This window comes from Actinoplanes hulinensis, from assembly GCF_019429605.1.
GTDB lineage: Bacteria > Actinomycetota > Actinomycetes > Mycobacteriales > Micromonosporaceae > Actinoplanes > Actinoplanes campanulatus.
In genome coordinates, this window is record NZ_JAHXZI010000008.1 from 222,907 (window position 1) to 239,478 (window position 16,572).

General features: G+C 69.5%; 18 protein-coding genes. 15 read left to right on the forward strand and 3 right to left on the reverse strand.

The genetic code is table 11. The annotated features are described in order from the left end of the window. Positions 1–35 precede the first annotated feature (35 nt). Positions 36–680 carry a LysE family translocator gene (locus KZ829_RS16955; protein ID WP_220144872.1) on the forward strand — a complete coding sequence of 215 codons (645 nt, stop codon included), beginning with the start codon at positions 36–38 and terminating at the stop codon, positions 678–680. Positions 681–684: 4 nt separating this feature from the next. Here the strand turns inward: KZ829_RS16955 and KZ829_RS16960 are convergent, their stop codons facing one another. Then, a complete protein-coding gene (locus tag KZ829_RS16960; RefSeq protein WP_220144873.1) occupies positions 685–1,038 on the reverse strand; it encodes a hypothetical protein in 354 nt (117 codons plus the stop codon). A gap of 212 nt (positions 1,039–1,250) precedes the next feature. Here KZ829_RS16960 and KZ829_RS16965 point away from each other — a divergent pair, with 212 nt between their 5' ends. The 8 genes from KZ829_RS16965 (at position 1,251) to KZ829_RS17000 (ending at position 9,224) form a co-directional block, all read left to right on the forward strand. Continuing rightward, complete coding sequence (locus KZ829_RS16965) at positions 1,251–2,372, forward strand: ABC transporter substrate-binding protein (protein WP_220144874.1); 1,122 nt, start codon at positions 1,251–1,253, stop codon at positions 2,370–2,372. Positions 2,373–2,397: 25 nt separating this feature from the next. Continuing rightward, positions 2,398–3,261, forward strand: a complete 864-nt coding sequence (locus KZ829_RS16970; protein WP_308285523.1) for an ABC transporter permease — start codon at positions 2,398–2,400, stop codon at positions 3,259–3,261. Then, positions 3,249–4,016: an ABC transporter permease gene (locus tag KZ829_RS16975; protein WP_308285524.1), complete on the forward strand. Its 768-nt coding sequence runs from the start codon at positions 3,249–3,251 to the stop codon at positions 4,014–4,016. The genes KZ829_RS16970 and KZ829_RS16975 overlap by 13 nt, the downstream gene beginning before the upstream one ends. Further along, positions 4,013–5,026 (forward strand): ABC transporter ATP-binding protein, encoded by a 1,014-nt coding sequence (locus tag KZ829_RS16980; protein WP_220144876.1) that lies wholly within the window; start codon positions 4,013–4,015, stop codon positions 5,024–5,026. The genes KZ829_RS16975 and KZ829_RS16980 overlap by 4 nt, the downstream gene beginning before the upstream one ends. Positions 5,027–5,140: 114 nt before the next feature. Then, complete coding sequence (locus tag KZ829_RS16985; protein WP_220144877.1) at positions 5,141–6,538, forward strand: cellulase family glycosylhydrolase; 1,398 nt, start codon at positions 5,141–5,143, stop codon at positions 6,536–6,538. Positions 6,539–6,707: 169 nt separating this feature from the next. Then, positions 6,708–7,076, forward strand: a complete 369-nt coding sequence (locus KZ829_RS16990; protein WP_183219121.1) for an ArsR/SmtB family transcription factor — start codon at positions 6,708–6,710, stop codon at positions 7,074–7,076. After that, positions 7,073–7,711, forward strand: a complete 639-nt coding sequence (locus KZ829_RS16995) for an SRPBCC family protein (RefSeq protein ID WP_220144878.1) — start codon at positions 7,073–7,075, stop codon at positions 7,709–7,711. Before KZ829_RS16990 ends, KZ829_RS16995 begins: the two co-directional genes overlap by 4 nt. A gap of 1,366 nt (positions 7,712–9,077) precedes the next feature. Continuing rightward, positions 9,078–9,224, forward strand: coding sequence for a hypothetical protein (locus KZ829_RS17000; protein WP_220144879.1), 147 nt, complete (start codon positions 9,078–9,080; stop codon positions 9,222–9,224). A 62-nt stretch (positions 9,225–9,286) separates the two neighbouring features. Here KZ829_RS17000 and KZ829_RS17005 read toward each other — a convergent pair whose 3' ends face one another. Beyond that, positions 9,287–10,264 carry a sulfotransferase family protein gene (locus KZ829_RS17005; RefSeq protein ID WP_220144880.1) on the reverse strand — a complete coding sequence of 326 codons (978 nt, stop codon included), beginning with the start codon at positions 10,262–10,264 and terminating at the stop codon, positions 9,287–9,289. 79 nt (positions 10,265–10,343) lie between these two features. On the opposite strand from KZ829_RS17005, the gene KZ829_RS17010 reads away from it, so the two are divergent. The 6 genes from KZ829_RS17010 (at position 10,344) to KZ829_RS17035 (ending at position 15,471) form a co-directional block, all read left to right on the forward strand. Continuing rightward, entirely contained in the window at positions 10,344–10,685 is a 342-nt protein-coding gene (locus tag KZ829_RS17010; RefSeq protein ID WP_183219124.1) for an MmcQ/YjbR family DNA-binding protein, read from the forward strand. 40 nt (positions 10,686–10,725) lie between these two features. After that, positions 10,726–11,193, forward strand: coding sequence for an OsmC family protein (locus KZ829_RS17015; RefSeq protein WP_220144881.1), 468 nt, complete (start codon positions 10,726–10,728; stop codon positions 11,191–11,193). Between the two features lie 148 nt (positions 11,194–11,341). After that, positions 11,342–13,732 carry a nitric-oxide reductase large subunit gene (locus KZ829_RS17020; RefSeq protein ID WP_220144882.1) on the forward strand — a complete coding sequence of 797 codons (2,391 nt, stop codon included), beginning with the start codon at positions 11,342–11,344 and terminating at the stop codon, positions 13,730–13,732. 26 nt (positions 13,733–13,758) lie between these two features. Beyond that, positions 13,759–14,391 (forward strand): hypothetical protein, encoded by a 633-nt coding sequence (locus KZ829_RS17025; protein ID WP_220144883.1) that lies wholly within the window; start codon positions 13,759–13,761, stop codon positions 14,389–14,391. Beyond that, a complete protein-coding gene (locus tag KZ829_RS17030) occupies positions 14,388–15,209 on the forward strand; it encodes a slipin family protein (RefSeq protein ID WP_220144884.1) in 822 nt (273 codons plus the stop codon). Before KZ829_RS17025 ends, KZ829_RS17030 begins: the two co-directional genes overlap by 4 nt. Next, a complete protein-coding gene (locus KZ829_RS17035; RefSeq protein ID WP_220144885.1) occupies positions 15,193–15,471 on the forward strand; it encodes a hypothetical protein in 279 nt (92 codons plus the stop codon). Before KZ829_RS17030 ends, KZ829_RS17035 begins: the two co-directional genes overlap by 17 nt. Positions 15,472–15,545: 74 nt before the next feature. Here KZ829_RS17035 and KZ829_RS17040 read toward each other — a convergent pair whose 3' ends face one another. After that, complete coding sequence (locus KZ829_RS17040; protein WP_220144886.1) at positions 15,546–16,571, reverse strand: ABC transporter substrate-binding protein; 1,026 nt, start codon at positions 16,569–16,571, stop codon at positions 15,546–15,548. Position 16,572 lies beyond the last annotated feature (1 nt).

Here is a 16,572-nt window from a genome sequence, read left to right on the forward strand (position 1 = left end):
TCGCCGGGGCCCGCCGGGACCGGAAGGCTGGTGGCATGGTGACGATGTCGTCGGTACTGGCGGTCTCCGCGGTCGCGCTGGGCATGGTGCTCACGCCCGGGCCGAACATGATGTACCTGGTGTCCCGCAGCATCACCCAGGGCCGCCGGGCCGGGCTGGTCTCGCTGGCCGGCGTGGCGCTCGGTTTCCTGATCTACCTGACCGCCACCAACCTGGGCCTGTCCGTGCTGTTCGTGGCGGTGCCGGAGCTGTACCAGGCGATCAAGCTGGCCGGCGCGGCGTACCTCGGCTGGCTGGCGTTCAAGACGCTGCGCCCGGGCGGCGCCTCGGTCGTCGAGGCACGGGAGCTCGCGGCCGACTCACCGCGGCGGCTGTTCACCATGGGCCTGCTCACGAACCTGCTCAACCCCAAGGCCGCGGTCCTCTACCTGTCGCTGATCCCGCAGTTCATCCGGCCGGGCGCCGGTCACGTGGTGGCGCAGGGCTTCCTGCTGGGCGCGGTGCAGCTGACCGTCAGCATGGCGGTGAACCTGGCGATCATCCTGGCCGCCGGCACGATCGCGGTGTTCCTCGGGCGCCGCCCCGGCTGGCTACGGGTCCAGCGCTGGGCCATGGGCGGCGTGCTCGGCCTGATCGCGGTGAAGCTGGCCACCGACCGCGGGCGCCCGCTGCCGGTGTAAGCGCTCACCCGTACCGGTGGAGGAAGGCGACCGCGCCCAGGACGGCCTGGAGTGCGGGCACCGCCAGGACCACCGCGAGCATCGCGCCCTCCGGGCGCATGCCCAGATGCAGCAGCATCATCAGGCCGCTGAGCGCGAGCAGGCTCAGCCAGGCGGCGCGGTCGCCGGGCCGGCGCCACAGCTGGACGCCGCACGGCAGGCAGACCAGCGCCAGCACCGCGAGACCGGCCAGTACGGCGGGCGCGTGCCCGGCGTGCCCCCCGGCGAGGGCCAGGTGCACGGCGATCCCGGCCACACCGGCCGCCGCCGCGATCCGGGCGGGGTAGGGGCGGGCCCCGGCGTGATCCAAGGTTGTCACCGGCACGGTCCTGTGTGGTCGGAGGATGCGGATGATCGCAGAGTCTGCCACACGGAGGATGCCGAATCGACGCTCAGAGACCGCTTTCGATCAACGACAGCGCATGGAAAAGTGAGGACGAATTCAGGCGCTGTACGCCTGCCCTCCACCCGGCACTTCCATGATCCACCGAGCGCGCGCCGCTGTTGCGGCGCCGCAGAAGGAGGAACTCAGTGCGCACCCTTGCCCGATCCACGGCCGCCACCCTCGCGGCCGCCACGATAATCGCGCTGACCGGCGCCTGCTCGCCACCGGAGAAGGAGTCCGAGGCGCCCACCGGCGGCGCGGCCACCGCCACCAGCGCCGCCGACCTGGGCGGCATGGACGCCCTGATCGCGGCGGCCAAGAAGGAGGGCGCGCTCAACGTCATCGCCCTGCCACCGGACTGGGCCAACTACGGCGAGATCATCAAGGCGTTCAGCGAGAAGTACGGCATCAAGGTCAACTCGGCCCAGCCGAACGGCTCCAGCCAGGACGAGATCAACGCCGCCAACCAGCTCAAGGGCCAGGACACCGCGCCCGACGTGTTCGACCTCGGCGGCGCGGTGGCTAGCGCGAACACGGCGATGTTCGCGCCCTACAAGGTGTCCACGTTCGACGAGATCCCGGCCGGGCTGAAGGACGCCAACGGCGCCTGGGTCAACGACTACGGCGGCTACATGTCGATCGGCTACGACAGCGCCAAGGTGCCCGCCCCGGCGAGCGTCGACGACCTGCTGAAGGCCGAGTACAAGGGCAAGGTCGCGCTGAACGGCGACCCGACCCAGGCCGGCGCCGCGTTCGGTGGCGTGCAGATGGTCGCGGTGGCCAAGGGCGGCACGCCGGAGGACATCAAGCCCGGTGTGGCCTTCTTCGGCGCGCTGAAGAAGGCCGGCAACTTCCTGCCGGTCGACCCGACCCCGGCGACCATCGAGTCCGGCCAGACCCCGGTCGTCTTCGACTGGGACTACCTGAACGCCGCCCAGTCCAAGAAGCTGACCAGCTGGAAGGTCGTCGTCCCGAACGGCGCCGTGCTCGGCTCCTACTACGTGCAGGCGATCAGCTCCGACGCCCCGCACCCGGCCGCGGCCCGGCTCTGGCAGGAGTTCCTCTACTCGGACGAGGGCCAGAACCTGTGGCTCAAGGGTGGCGCCCGCCCGGTCCGCGCCGACGCGATGCAGAAGGCCGGCACCATCGACGCCACCGCCTTCGCCGCGCTGCCGAAGGTCGAGGGCACCCCGGTGATCCCGACCGAGGCGCAGAGCACCAAGGCCAAGGAGTACCTGACCGCGAACTGGGCCAAGGCCATTGGCTGAGGTCGCCGAAGCCGTTCCGCGGCGCGTGGCCGGCCGGTCACGCCCGCGGGCCGGCGCCCTGCTGGGCACGGTGCCGTTCTTCGCCTTCGTGACGATCTTCCTGGTCATCCCGACGCTGACCGTGGTGATCGGCGCGTTCACCGGTGACGGTGGGCGCGGTTTCACCCTGGAGAACGTGCGTGCCCTCGCCGACGAGTACATTCTCGCGGCCTTCGGCCGCAGCATCACCCTCTCCGCGGCCAGCGCGGTCATCGGGGCCGTGCTGGGCGCCCTGCTGGCCTACGCGCTGGTCACCGCGAAACCGGACGGCCTGCTGCGGCGGGTGGTCACCGCGGCCGCCGGGGTGCTCGCGCAGTTCGGCGGCGTCACGCTCGCCTTCGCCTTCCTGGCGACGATCGGGCTGAGCGGTTTCGTCACCCTCTGGTTGCAGGAGCACGGCCTCGATCCGTACGCGAACGGCGTCTGGTTGTTCGAGCTGCCCGGGCTGACGCTCGTGTACACGTACTTCCAGATCCCGCTCATGGTCATCGTGTTCCTGCCCGCGCTGGACGGCGTCCGCCCACAGTGGCGGGAGGCGACCGCTAGCCTGGGCGGCAACACCTGGCACTACTGGACCCGGGTGGCCGGGCCGCTGCTGGCGCCGGCGTTCCTCGGCTCGGCGCTGCTGCTGTTCGCCAACGCCTTCTCCGCGTACGCCACCGCCGCGGCCCTGGTCAGCCAGGGTAGCCCGATCGTCCCGCTCCAGATCCGCGGCGCCCTGACCAGCGAGGTCGTCCTCGGGCAGGCGAACCTGGGCAAGGCGATGGCACTCGGCATGGTGGTCGTGGTGGCCGTGGTGATGACCCTCTACTCGCTGCTCCAGAAGAGGACCGCCAAGTGGCTCGGGTGATCCTCAGGTGGACGGTCCTCACCGTCATGGGCGTGTTCTTCCTGCTGCCGCTGATCGCCATGGTGGAGTTCAGCACCCGTGACCCGGAGACCTGGCCCCTGCTGCTGGACTGGCCCCGGCTTGCCGAGGAGTACCCGGCCCTGGCCGAGGGCATCCTGGCCTCGCTGGCGCAGGCGGCGCTGACCTCGGTGCTCATGCTGGTGCTGCTGGTGCCGACGGCGATCTGGGTCCGGCTGCGGCTGCCCCGGCTGCGGCGGGTGGTCGAGTTCCTCTGCCTGCTGCCGCTCACCATCCCGGCGATCGTGCTGGTGGTGGGCCTGGCCCCGGTGTACGCCTGGGTCAACTACCTCATCGGCGGCTCGTCGCTGACCCTGGTGTTCGCCTACACGATCCTGGTCCTGCCGTACGCCTACCGCGCCATCGACACCGGACTGTCCGCGATCGACGTGCGGACCCTGGCCGAGGCCGCCCGCGGTCTGGGCGCCGGCTGGACCACCGTGATCTGGCGGGTGGTGCTGCCGAACATCCGCTCGGCGGTGCTGTCCGCCGCGTTCCTGACCGTGGCCCTGGTGCTCGGCGAGTTCACCATCGCCTCGCTGCTGCACCGTACCAACCTGCAGGTGGCCATCGAGTTCCTCGGCAAGAGCAGCGCGACCGTGTCGGTGGCGGTGTCGCTGACCGCCTTGCTGCTCGCGTTCGCCCTGCTGCTCGTGCTGTCCCTGGCGGGCTCGTCGTCCAAGGAGAGAAGATCATGACCGGGGTCGCCGTGAGACTGGAAGGGCTGCGCCGGACCTTCGGCACCGTGCACGCCCTCGACGACCTGGACCTGGCGATCGAGCCGGGCGAGCTGGTCGCCCTGCTCGGGCCGTCCGGCTGCGGCAAGACCACCGCGCTGCGGATCCTCGCCGGGCTGGAGGACGCCACGGCCGGCCGTGTGCTGGTCGACGGGAAGGACGTCACCCGGCTGCCGGCCAACCGGCGCGGCATGGGCATGGTGTTCCAGGCGTACAGCCTCTTCCCGCACCTCACCGCCGCGCAGAACGTGGAGTTCGGTCTGCGCCTGCGCCGGGGTCCGCTGACCCGGGCCGCCGGGATGCTGGACCTGGTGGGCCTGTCCGGCTTCGCGAAGCGGTACCCGCACCAGCTCTCCGGTGGGCAGCAGCAGCGGGTGGCGCTGGCCCGGGCGCTGGCGATCGAGCCGCGGGTGCTGCTGCTGGACGAGCCGCTCTCCGCGCTGGACGCCAAGGTGCGGGTGCAGTTGCGCGACGAGATCCGCCGGATCCAGACCGAGGTCGGCACCACCACCCTGTTCGTGACCCACGATCAGGAGGAGGCGCTCGCGGTCGCCGACCGGGTCGGCGTGATGCGGGCCGGGCGGCTGGAGCAGCTGGCCACCCCGTCCGAGGTGTACCTGCGCCCGGCAACCGCGTTCGTGGCCGATTTCGTCGGTCTCAGCAACCGGCTGTCCGGTAGCGTGAACGGCGACGTGGTGGAGGTGCTCGGGGCCCGGCTGCCGCTGGTCACGCCGCACGCCGGCGGTGCGGTCACCGCGCTGGTCCGCCCGGAGGCGGTCGACGTCGTCCCGGATCCGGAGGCCACGGCCACGGTGCTGACCAGCAGCTTCCTCGGGTCGACCAGCCGCGTCACGGTGAGCGTCGGCGAGCAGCTGGTGGTGGCGCAGGTGCCGAGCGGCCGGTTGCCGGAGCTGCCCGTGGGCACCCGGGTCCGGGTCACGATCCAGCCGGTGGCGGTCGCTCTCGAATAGACAGGTATTGGCGCTCACGTTACAGTCGGAGACCCTGGGAGCGCTCCCAGCGCGGGTTGTCCCACCGCCGTTTCCCCGTGGCGGTCCCGCGTCCATCCCCCGAGGTGATGTTTCGTGAAACGCCGTACCACAACCATCCTGGCCACGGTGCTGGCCGCGGCCGCCGTCTCGACGGCCGTCCTCTTCTCGCTCCCCGCGAACGCCGAGACGGCGGCGTTCCGGGTGGCGAACTCCTGGAGCACCGGCTACCAGGCCGAGATCACGGTCAGCAACCCGTCCCCGTCCGCGATCAGCACCTGGAAGGTGGTGCTGACCCTGCCGGCCGGAACATCGGTCACACAGGCCTGGAGCTCCACGCTCACCAGCAGCGGCAACACCTACACCTTCACCCCGGCGGCCTGGAACGGCACGATCGCCGCCAACGCCTCGACCAACTTCGGCTTCATCGTGACCGGCACCGGCCAGCCGACCGGCTGCGTGGTCAACGGCCAGAGCTGCACCGGTACGACGACGCCCACCACGTCTCCCAGTGTTTCGCCGAGCACGAGCACCTCGCCGCCCCCGCCGGTCAACGGCACCCCGGTCGGGATCAACGGCCAGCTCAAGGTCTGCGGCACCAAGCTGTGCAACCAGTACGGCAAGCCGATCCAGCTCCGCGGCATGAGCACCCACGGCATCCAGTGGTTCCCGGGCTGCTACACCGACTCAGGCCTCGACGCGCTGGCCACGGACTGGAACTCGGACCTGTTCCGGGTCTCGATGTACGTCCAGGAGCAGGGCTACGAGACCGACCCGGCCGGCTTCACCACGCGGGTCAACAACCTGGTCGACGAGGCCGAGCAGCGGGGCATGTACGCACTGATCGACTTCCACATCCTCACGCCGGGCGACCCGATGTACAACCTGGACCGGGCCAAGACCTTCTTCGCCCAGGTGTCGGCCCGTAACGCCGCCAGGAAGAACGTCATCTACGAGATCGCCAACGAGCCGAACGGCGTGAGCTGGTCGACCATCAAGAACTACGCCGAGCAGGTCATCCCGGTGATCCGGGCCAACGACCCGGACGCCGTCGTGGTGGTCGGCACCCGGGGCTGGTCGTCGCTGGGCGTCTCCGAGGGCGGCAGCTCGTCCGAGATCGTCGCCAACCCGGTGAACGCGTCCAACGTGATGTACACGTTCCACTTCTACGCGGCGTCGCACAAGGACAACTACCGCGCCGAGGTGGAGCGGGCCGCGGCCTCGCTGCCGCTGTTCGTGACCGAATTCGGCACGGTGACCTACACCGGTGACGGCGCGGTCGACACGGCCAGCAGCAACGCCTGGCTGGACCTGCTGGACCGGCTCCAGATCAGCTACGCGAACTGGACGTTCTCCGACGCGGGCGAGGGCAGCGCGGCGCTCAAACCGGGCACCTGCGCGGGCGGCTCGTTCGCCGGAACCGGGGTACTGACCGAGTCGGGCCAGCTGATGCGGTCCCGGATCCGTACCGCGGACAACTTCCCGACCTCCTGATGACCGTGTGAGCCGGCCGGCCCCGCTCCCGCCAAAGCAGGTCCGGCCCGGCGGCCCGCACCCACGATCCGGGTCGCCGACCGCGCCGGGTCCGCCCCTCCACCGGGCGGGCCCGGCGCACCTCTTTCAATATCCCACTTATATAAGTCGCATCTGATAAGGTGAACCCGTGCATGCGTTCGACGTCCTCGGCGATCCGGTCCGGCGCCGGATCCTCGAGCTGCTCGCCGAGGGCGAGCAGACCTCCGGAGCCGTCACCGCCATCATCCGGGCGGAGTTCGGCATCACCCAGCCGGCCGTGTCCCAGCATCTGCGGGTGCTGCGCGACAACGGCTTCGCCACCGTGCGCCCGGACGGCGCCCGCCGGCTCTACGCGGTCGACGACACCGCGTTCCGGCAGGTGGACGACTGGCTGGCGCCCTTCCGGCGGTTCTGGGCGCCGCACCTCGCCGCGATGGCCACCGAGGTGGCCCGCGGCAAGCGCCTGCGGCGACTGGCCGCCGGCGACGAACCCACCGATGCGAGGAGCACGCGATGATCGAGGTCAAGGAGCAGATCAGTGAGGTACGGCGGGCCATCGGCAGCCGTGTCCTGGAGGCCGGTGAGGCCCGGGTCATGACGATCAGCCAGGCCTACGACACCGACGTCGACGACCTGTGGGACGTGGTCACCAACCCCGAGCGGATCCCCCGCTGGTTCCTGCCGGTCTCCGGCGAGTTACGCGAGGGCGGGAGGTACCAGTTCGAGGGCAACGCCGGCGGCACGATCACCACGTGCGACCGGCCCCGCTCGGTCGCCGCCACCTGGGAGTTCGGCGGCAGCATCAGCTGGGTCGAGGTCCGGATCACCCCGGAGGCGGACGGCCGCGCCCGGTTCGAGCTGGAGCACGTGGCGCACGTCGAGGACGAGCACTGGGAGAAGTACGGTCCGGGCGCCGTCGGCCTCGGCTGGGAGGGCGCCTTCCTGGGCCTGGCCAACCACCTGGCCGCGCCGGACGCCCCACTCGACCCGGCGGCCGTCATGGCCTGGATGACGTCCGACGACGGCAAGCAGTTCATGCGGCTGTCCGCCGACGCCTGGGCCGAGGCCGACATCGCCTTCGGCACCGAGCCCGGGCAGGCCCGGCGCCAGGCGGAGAACACCCTCAAGGCATACCTCGGCGAGGAGCACTGAAGCTCTCCCGTGGTCGAGGTCCGCATTCGACCCTTTTCTTGTACGCGTGTCCTCGCCCCGCCTGATCAGGGCCGTCCCGTCCGGTCGGCGCGATCTCGCTGCCCGCTCCGGCCTGTGCCGCGCCCGCCGGGCGTAGATCGGTGGCCGGGCAGGCCGGCCCTGTCATCATCACCTCCATCTGCCGCCGCTCACGGCCGCACAACCGACCCCGCCGCCCTCGACGACCGCTCACGCCGAGCATCGGCTCCCACCCTCCGCGCCCACGTCACAGAGGACGTCGACTCCCCCTCCGCGGACCGGTCACGCTTGGTGAATGGTCACGCTCTTGCCGGCCAGGCACCGGGTTGCAACTTCCGGCCGTTACGCCGGTTGCGCCGGGTGGGTGATGACGCTTGACGCCGGTCGCGCCACGGGGAACCCGCCGAAAGTGACTCACCGTGACCCGGGTTGCCTGCTCTCGGCCGTTGCGCCGGTCGCCTGGGGTGGGTGATCGCGCTTACCCGAGGGTGGGTGGGCGCACACGGTGGCGGTGTCGTGGTCGCCTACGTGGTCTCTCGCCGCAATGGCCGCCCACGGGGCGGCTTTCGTGTGCGCCCACCTTCGAACGAAAGCGCGGCCGGCCGGAACTCCGCGTGAGCGAGGAGCCCCGTTCACCGGCTCATGTGGAGAATCGACGTAGCCAGAGAGCCTGTTTCTCGGTTGTGGGTGGCCGCGATGTCAAGCCGCGCATTCGGATGGCTGCGGCGTCACCCCGACTCGCCGGCGATCTTGGGCGATTGTAGGTTTCGGGCCGATCATGATGCCTGGTTGTCGCCCGGCGGCAGATCATCGCCCATGATCCATTTCCCCTGGAAGACCTTGAGTGATCGGATGCGCCCGGATGGCCGCGATCGCCCAAGATCGCGCCGCTCGGCGACAATCACTCAAGATCTACATCGATGTTTGCGGATGACTTGAACCGCCGGCGGTGACCGGCCGAATCTCGCGGCGAAGGCGGGAAACACGCGAACAGGCGACGTGACATCGACGCCAGGCAGCAGCCGAGAAAGAGACTCCCCGGCTACCTCGATCTACCACAGGACCCAGTGAACGGTGACCCTCGCTCACACAGAGTGCCGGCGGTCGGGTTTCGAGGTGCGTGCGCACGAAGCCACGGAGTGGGCGGCCGCCGCCGTGTGCGCCCACCCACCCTCGCGGACCCGCGACCACCCACGCCGGGCGACCGGCGTTACGGCGGAGAGCGGGCAACCCGGACGCCTGGCCGGCAACACCGCGACCACCCACCCAGCGGAACCGGCGCAACGACCGAAAGCAGGCAACCCGGACGCCTGGCCGGCAACACCGCGACCACCCGAAAGGCGGGCGGGTGAGCCCACCGTGCGGCCGGGACCGGCGGCGGGCACCGGTGGTGGCGACCGGCCGGGCCTGCCCGGGCACCGATCTGAGCCCGGCGGGGGCGGCACAGGCCGGAGCGGGCAGCGAGATCGCCGGGCCGGACGGGACGGTCCTATGAGGCGGGACGAGGACACGCGTACAAGAAGGGATCTTGAAGCGAACGCGGACCTGGACCGCGACTCACAGACGGGCGGGCAGGGCCGGGCCGCGGCGGCGGGCTCGCAGGCGCCCGCGCACGGCGGCGGCACGCTCCCGTGCCGGGCTGAGCTTGTCGCGCACCGCCAGCCAGGTGCGGGCCGCCGTGATCTCTGGGGTACGCCGGCAGGCGGTCGACAGCTGGTAGCCGAACCGGGTCAGCCGGTCCCCGAAGATCGCCTCGCAGCGGTCGATCTCCTCGGCTGTGAGCCGCCGCTGCCAGCTGCTCACCCGGGCCGTGGTGACCTCCGAGCGGGTCAGCGCGTGCCAGGTCTTGTACTCGGGGACGGCCACCGCGGCGAGTTCGGACGGGTGGGCCATCGCCGGGTCGTACTCCTCGCCCAGGAAGTCGCAGATCGACCGCAGGTGCGGCTCCGGGTCGGCGACCAGGTCCTCGTAGCGCAGCTGGTGGTAGACGCCGGCCGGGTAGGCGCGGGCGGCCCGCAGCGAGGAGTCGGCGGACCGCGCCCAGATGTCGATCAGCTCGTCGATGTCGCGCGGCCCCCACGGCGTCTCCTTGAGCGACGCCACACAGTCCCGGCCGTCCCGCACGATGTTGATGATCTGCGCGTCCGGGAAGAGCCGGCGGATGGTCGGCAGGTGCCGCAGGTAGAGCGGCCGCTTGTCGCCCCAGCGCGGCTTGCCGAACCGTTCGGCGTACAGCTTGAAGACCGTGCCGAGCGCCGAGCCGAGCGTGGGCGGCGCCGCGGCGATCGCCTCGATCGTCGCCTGCCGATCCAGGCCGAGGTCCTCGAAGTGGCTGGTGCCGGTGATGAACTCGGCCAGGGCGCAGCGTCGCGCCGGGTCGCCCAGGTCGCCGAACTCGTGCCGCCGGTGGTAGGCGGGCAGCAGGAAGCGGCTCTCCGGGGGCAGGGCGATCCGCGGGTGTGCGTGCAGCATCAATTGCAGCATCGTGGTGCCCGAGCGCGGGCAGCCGACGACGAAGATCGGGCGGTCAGACATGGCCTAGACGGTAAGATACGTTATGTCCGTTTTGCAAAGAGCGGTTGCCGGCGGCCCGCATGTGGCGTAAGCACGAATCATGATCGGTGACGAACTGTTGCGACACTGTCTCGCCAAGCCGGGCGCCTGGCAGGACGAGCCGTGGGAGGGCGACGTCGTCGCCAAGGTCGGCAAGAAGATCTTCGCGTTCCTGGGCACCGGGGAGGCCGTCGGCGTCAAGTGCGGGCCGAACCGGGACGTCGCCGACGAGTGGCTGGACCGCTACCCCGAGGACGCCTCGGCCAGCGCCTACATCGGCCGGCACGGGTGGAACACGCTGCGCCTGGGCGGCGCCATCCCGGACGACGAGATCCTCGAGGCGGTCGACGCGTCCTACGAGGCGATCGTCGCCACCCTGCCGAGGAAGGACCGGCCCGCCTGACGCGTACCGTGAACATCTCTGGATCTCCTGGGGAGGGTGAATGCCACTCGCACACCACTACGCCACCGTCGTCACCTGGACCGGCAACCGGGGCACCGGCACCAGCGGCTACCGGGACTACGGCCGCGATCACGACGTCACCGCGGAGGGGCCGCCGCCGATCGCCGGCAGCTCGGACAGGACGTTCCGCGGGGACCCGGAGCGGTGGAACCCGGAGCAGCTGCTGCTGGCCGCGCTGTCCCAGTGCCACATGCTGTCCTACCTGCACGCCTGCGCCGACGCGGGGATCGTCGTCACCTCCTATGTGGACCGCGCCGCCGGTGAGATGACCACCCGCGCCGGGTCCGGGCAGTTCACCGAGGCGGTGCTGCGGCCCGAGGTGACCGTGGCGTCGCCGGAGATGGTGGAGACGGCGGTCAAGCTGCACGACGACGCGCACCACGCCTGCTTCATCGCCAACTCGGTGAACTTCCCGGTGCGCCACGAGGCGGTGGTGACGGCCGGCTGATCCAGGGCGGTGAAACCTAGACGGTAGGTACCGCTTCGTACGTTCGAGGCCAATAAGTACTTTACGCTCCGGAAAGTCCGGGTTCGCGTTAGCCTCAGATTTATCGCTGAGCTGACGGAAGGCCGGTACGTTGTCCGATCAAGCACAGGTGGAGTCCTCGGACCGTACGGAGCTGAGCCTCTCCAAAGGTTGGGTTCAGGGCGTCGCCCTGGTCATGGTCTTCGGGTTCTTCGTGATGGGCATGCTGGCCCTGAGGACCTACACGGACTCGATGCCGTTACCCAAGCAGGTGACCGCTCCGGGCGGCGAAATCGTCTACACCGGCGCCGACGTGACCGCCGGGCAGCGGACCTTCCTGCGCCGAGGGCTGCAACAGTACGGCTCCGTGATGGGGCACGGCGGATACCTCGGCCCTGACTACACCGCTGAATACCTGCGCATCTCAGCCGAGCACATCCACGACGACCTCACCGCCTCCGGGCAGCGGGAGCCTACCGAGGCCGCCAAGCGGATGCTTCGGGAGAACCGGTACGACGAGGCGAGCGGCGAACTGCGGTTCACTGCGGAGCAGGCTTCCGCGTTCGCGGCGGCCACCCGGCACTACGCCGGTGTCTTCGGCACCGACAGCACGAAGTACGGCCTGATCCCGAAGTTGATCACAGACCCGCGGGAGATCCACGAGTTGACCGCGTTCTTCTCGTGGACAGCTTGGGCGAGCGCCGCTGAGCGGCCTGGCCACAGCTACTCCTACACCAACAACTGGCCGCCGGAGCCGCGCGTCGACAACACCCCGACCGCCGACATCGTGGTCTGGTCGGGCCTGTCGCTGACCGCTCTGCTGGTCGGTCTCGGTGCGCTCTTCGCGCTCTACGGACGCTGGAGCCGCAGCATCGGCTGGCACGCCGCCGAGCAGCCGAGCCTGGCGTTCCGCCAGCCAGGCGAGGTGAAGATCACGAGGGCGCAGAAGGTGACCGCGTGGTTCTTCTTCGTCGTGGCCGCACTGTTCCTGGTGCAGTCGCTGCTGGGTGGTGCGATCGAACATTACCGCGCTGATCTGAGTACATTCTTCGGCATCGATCTCGCGCGGGTGTTGCCGTTCAACCTGGCCCGCACCTGGCACGTACAACTGGCCCTGTTCTGGACGGCGGCGGCGTTCCTGGCCGCCGGCATCTTCCTCACGCCGATCATTTCGGGGCGTGAGCCGCGCCGGCAGCATTGGCTTGCCTGGGGTCTGCTCGGCGCGCTGGTGATCGTGGTTGTCGGCTCCCTGACCGGCGAGGCGATCAGCATCTTCGGCGTCGACTGGGCGAAGGGTTCGGTCTTCTTCGACCAGCAATGGGAGTACCTGGACCTGCCGAAGTTCTGGCAGGGCCTGCTGGTGATCGGTCTCTTCCTGTGGATCGCGATCGTCTATCGCGGGATCCGGTCGCGGCTCAAGACCGAGCACCGGCTCAACATGCCGTGGCTGTTCTTCTACGCGGGCCTGGCGATCCCAGCCTTCTACGCGGTCGGCATGCTGGCATCGACACAGAGCCACCTCACCGTCGCGGAGTTCTGGAGGTTCTGGGTCGTCCACCTCTGGGTGGAGGACTTCCTGGAGCTGTTCACCACGGTGATGGTCGCCTACATCTTCGTGATGCTCGGCGTGGTGCGGCGCCGGATCGCTATCCAGCTCATTTTCCTCGACGTCATCCTCTACTCCGCCGGCGGCGTGATCGGGACGATGCATCACCTCTACTTCTCCGGTACGCCGGTGGAGCACATGGCGCTGGGCGCGTTCTTCTCGGCGCTCGAGGTGATCCCGCTGACCTTCCTGACCGTCGAGGCGTGGACGTTCCTGCAACTGGGTTCCCGGCAGCAGACCCGCAGTAGTGCGCCGTTCCCGCACCGGTGGGCAGTGATGTTCCTGGTCGCCGTGGGCTTCTGGAACTTCGTCGGCGCCGGGGTCTTCGGCTTCCTGATCAACCTGCCGATCGTGTCCTATTACCAGATCGGCACGGCACTGACCGCCAACCATGGACACGCCGCGATGATGGGCGTCTATGGCATGCTCGCCGTCGGCTTGGCACTCTTCGCATTGCGCTACATCGTTCCGGCGGCGAAATGGCCGGACAGACTGGCGAAGGCCTCATTCTGGTCGCTCAACATCGGACTGGCGTGGATGGTGTTCGTGACCCTGCTGCCACTGGGCATCCTGCAACTGTGGCACTCGGTCAACGACGGGTACTTCGAGGCACGCACGCTGGGCTACATCACCGAACCGGGCAATGCCGTCCTGGAATGGCTGCGGATGCCCGGTGACCTGCTCATGATCGTTGGCGGTGTGCTGCCGTTCCTGTGGATCACCTATCTCGGCATCCGTCACGGCATCGAGCCGACCGCGACCACCTTGCCACCGGAGACACTCTATGTCGAGGAGACCTCGGAGGCCGAAGAGGACCGTACGGGTCTTCCGGCCATGGCCGGCTCGGCGGACGAGATGCCCCGGTCGCGGAGCCGTTACGCCTCCGACCGGCGTGACGAGACGGAAGAGCCGTGAGTGGGTTCTCCGCCTCCGACGTCGGGGTGGAGGTCTGGCTGGCGGCCGGCTACTGCGTGGCGGTCGTCGGATTCGCGTACGTCATCGACGCGCTGGCTCGCCGAGCCGCCTCGGTCTCCGAAGGCGGCATATCCGGTGGCTTCGTCTACCGCAAAGATCACGACGCCTGGCAGTGTCCACAGGACCAGTTGCTGTGGCCGCAATCCTTTGACCCTCAGAACCGCGTGATGCGCTACCGTGGGGCGCCCTCGATCTGCAATGCCTGTCCCGTCAAGGACAGGTGTACGACTTCCTCGTCCGGGCGCGAGATTCAACGCGCGGTCGACTCGTGGCCCGCCTCCGAGGCTGCCCGCTTCCACCGCGGGATCGCCTGCACGGTGGTGCTGCTCGGCCTGGCGTGGCCGCTGGGCACCGCGCTCACCGCGCCGGGACCCGGCTCGCTGCTGGTGCTCGGTGTGGCCGTGGCCGTGGCGTTGCTGCTCAGCGTGCCGCTCTGGTCCCACCTGCGCCGCAACCCTGTGTTCATCCCGGAAGGCGTGGCTCACCGTTCGCTCGACGACGTGGTCACCGAGCGCGAGGCGGCCGCAACCGCCCTGGCCCGCAGGCGCTCCGGCTACGGATCCGATCGACGTCAACCGGGCACGGAGGCCACCGAATGATCATTGCGATCGCCGTCATCCTGGTGCCGCTCGTACTGACCGTCATTTCGGTACGGGTGCTGAAGGAGTACGAACGCGGTGTGGCGTTCCGGCTGGGCCGGTTGCGAGAGCCGCTGGGCCCGGGTGTCCGGCTGCTGCTGCCGGGCGTCGACAAACTGGTCAGGGTGGACCTTCGGGTGGTCACGCTCACCATCCCGCCGCAGGAGGTGATCACCCGCGACAACGTGCCGGCCCGGGTCAACGCCGTCGTGCTGTTCCGGGTGGTCGATCCGGTGAGATCAGTGATGTCGGTCGAGAACCACGCCGTCGCCACCTCGCAGATCGCCCAGACCACCTTGCGGTCGGTCGTCGGCCGCGCGGACCTCGACACGCTGCTCGCGCACCGCGCGGACCTCAACGAAGATCTCGCGAAATCGATCGACACGATGACCGAGCCGTGGGGGGTCAAGGTCGAGGTCGTCGAAATCAAGGACGTCGAGATTCCGGAGGTGATGCAGCGGGCAATGGCACGCGAAGCCGAAGCCGAACGGGATCGGCGCGCGAAGGTGATCAACGCGCGCGGCGAACTCCAGGCGTCGGCGCAGTTGCGCGACGCCGCGAAGACGCTCAGTGAAAGCCCGGCCAGTCTCCAGCTCCGCTACCTGCAGACTCTGCTCGAACTCGGCGCCGACCACAATTCGACCGTCGTCTTCCCCCTGCCGATCGACATCATCGGCCCGTTCCTCGACGCCGTCCGTGGCCATGCCCCGCACAGTGTCAATGGAATCCCTCCCATGACCAATGCCAAGGAAAGGACGCATGATGGCCACAGGCCGTGACAGCGGTCCGGAGAAGGGCCGCCCGATCCAGCTGATCCCGGTCCTGCCCGGTGTCTGGCTGATCATCCTCGGCGCGGGAGTGGCGGTGCTGGGGCCGCTCTTCGGATTCCTTGTCGGCAGCATCCTCGGAGCCCAGGAGGAGACGTTCGGGATGAACTCGATATACCTGTTCCTCTTCCTCGGGTTCCTGGTCGCCGGCGCCGGGCTCGGCACCGCGCTGCTCGGCGTTCGCCGAGTCCTCCGAATCGGACGAAGGCCGTGATCTGAGCGGGGCGATGTGCTGAACCCCGCCACCGGTGTGGGCCGGTGGCGGGGCCGAAGGTCAGCGCCCGAGGGTCAGGCGAGCTTCTTGGACTTCGTGAGGGCGGCGGTGATCGCCTCGATCAGCGGGGCCGAGCTCGCCCAGGAGTAGACCGGGACGGCCTGCCACGGGAAGACCTGGTTCGCCTTGACGGCGGGCAGGGCGGCCCAGCCCGGCTTGGACGCCAGGTCGTTGGGCTGCAGGGTGCCGGTACGCGCGTCGAGGAAGATGATGTCGGCGTGGTACTTGTCGGCGTTCTCCCAGCTCAGCGACTCGAAGTAGTCGGCGCCCTTGACCTCGGGCATGACCAGGTCGACGCCGAGCTCCTTGAAGTACATGAGGTCGGAGCTGACCGCGGCGCTGGACACGTAGAAGATGTCGGCGGCGCCGGAGCCGAACAGCACCTTGACCCCACCGGCGGCCTTGGCGGCGGCGCTCAGGTCGGCGGCGGCCTTCTCGAAGCGGGCCTTGGCCTCGGCCACCTTCGGCGCGTCGAGGTCGGCGCCCAGCGACTTGGCGAGCTCGGCGTACCGCTCGATCGGCTTGTTCAGCGGGACCCGGCCCACGGTGATGGTGGCGGCCGGGGCGAGCTTGAGGATCTGGTCCTTGCTGGCGTCCGGGACGTACCAGTACGCGCCCGGGTCGAACATGTGCGTGACCAGCAGGTCGGGCTGGAGCGCCGCGTACTTCTCCACGGAGAACTCGCCCCAGGCGTTGCCGATGATCTGGACCTTGTTGATGTCCAGATCGCCGGCCTGCTCCTCGGCGGTGCCGTCGGCCTTCTTGGTCTCGCCGAAGACGCCGGCGATCCTGTCCTGGAGGCCCAGGTCGACAAGCGCGGCGGCGGTGCCGGTGAAGGCAACGATCTTGCCGGGGGCCTTGTCGGCCTTGTGTTCCTTGGGCTGGTCGTCGGTGAACGCCCAGGGGCCGGCGGCGGTGGTGGCCGGCGACGATCCGGTCTCCTCCTTGCCACCGCAGGCGGCGAGCAGGGCGCCCGCACCGGCGGCGCCACCCGCGGCCAGCAGGCCACGACGGGACAAAGAAAGCTGTGAGTACTTCATG

Bases quoted from the DNA above. Each gene is read 5' to 3' on its own strand.
- KZ829_RS16955 (WP_220144872.1), top strand. From the start codon at position 36: ATGGTGACGATGTCGTCGGTACTGGCGGTCTCCGCGGTCGCGCTGGGC.
- KZ829_RS16980 (WP_220144876.1), top strand. From the start codon at position 4,013: ATGACCGGGGTCGCCGTGAGACTGGAAGGGCTGCGCCGGACCTTCGGC.
- KZ829_RS16995 (WP_220144878.1), top strand. From the start codon at position 7,073: ATGATCGAGGTCAAGGAGCAGATCAGTGAGGTACGGCGGGCCATCGGC.
- KZ829_RS17005 (WP_220144880.1), bottom strand. From the start codon at position 10,264: ATGTCTGACCGCCCGATCTTCGTCGTCGGCTGCCCGCGCTCGGGCACC.
- KZ829_RS17010 (WP_183219124.1), top strand. From the start codon at position 10,344: ATGATCGGTGACGAACTGTTGCGACACTGTCTCGCCAAGCCGGGCGCC.
- KZ829_RS17015 (WP_220144881.1), top strand. From the start codon at position 10,726: ATGCCACTCGCACACCACTACGCCACCGTCGTCACCTGGACCGGCAAC.
- KZ829_RS17030 (WP_220144884.1), top strand. From the start codon at position 14,388: ATGATCATTGCGATCGCCGTCATCCTGGTGCCGCTCGTACTGACCGTC.
- KZ829_RS17035 (WP_220144885.1), top strand. From the start codon at position 15,193: ATGGCCACAGGCCGTGACAGCGGTCCGGAGAAGGGCCGCCCGATCCAG.
- KZ829_RS17040 (WP_220144886.1), bottom strand. From the start codon at position 16,571: ATGAAGTACTCACAGCTTTCTTTGTCCCGTCGTGGCCTGCTGGCCGCG.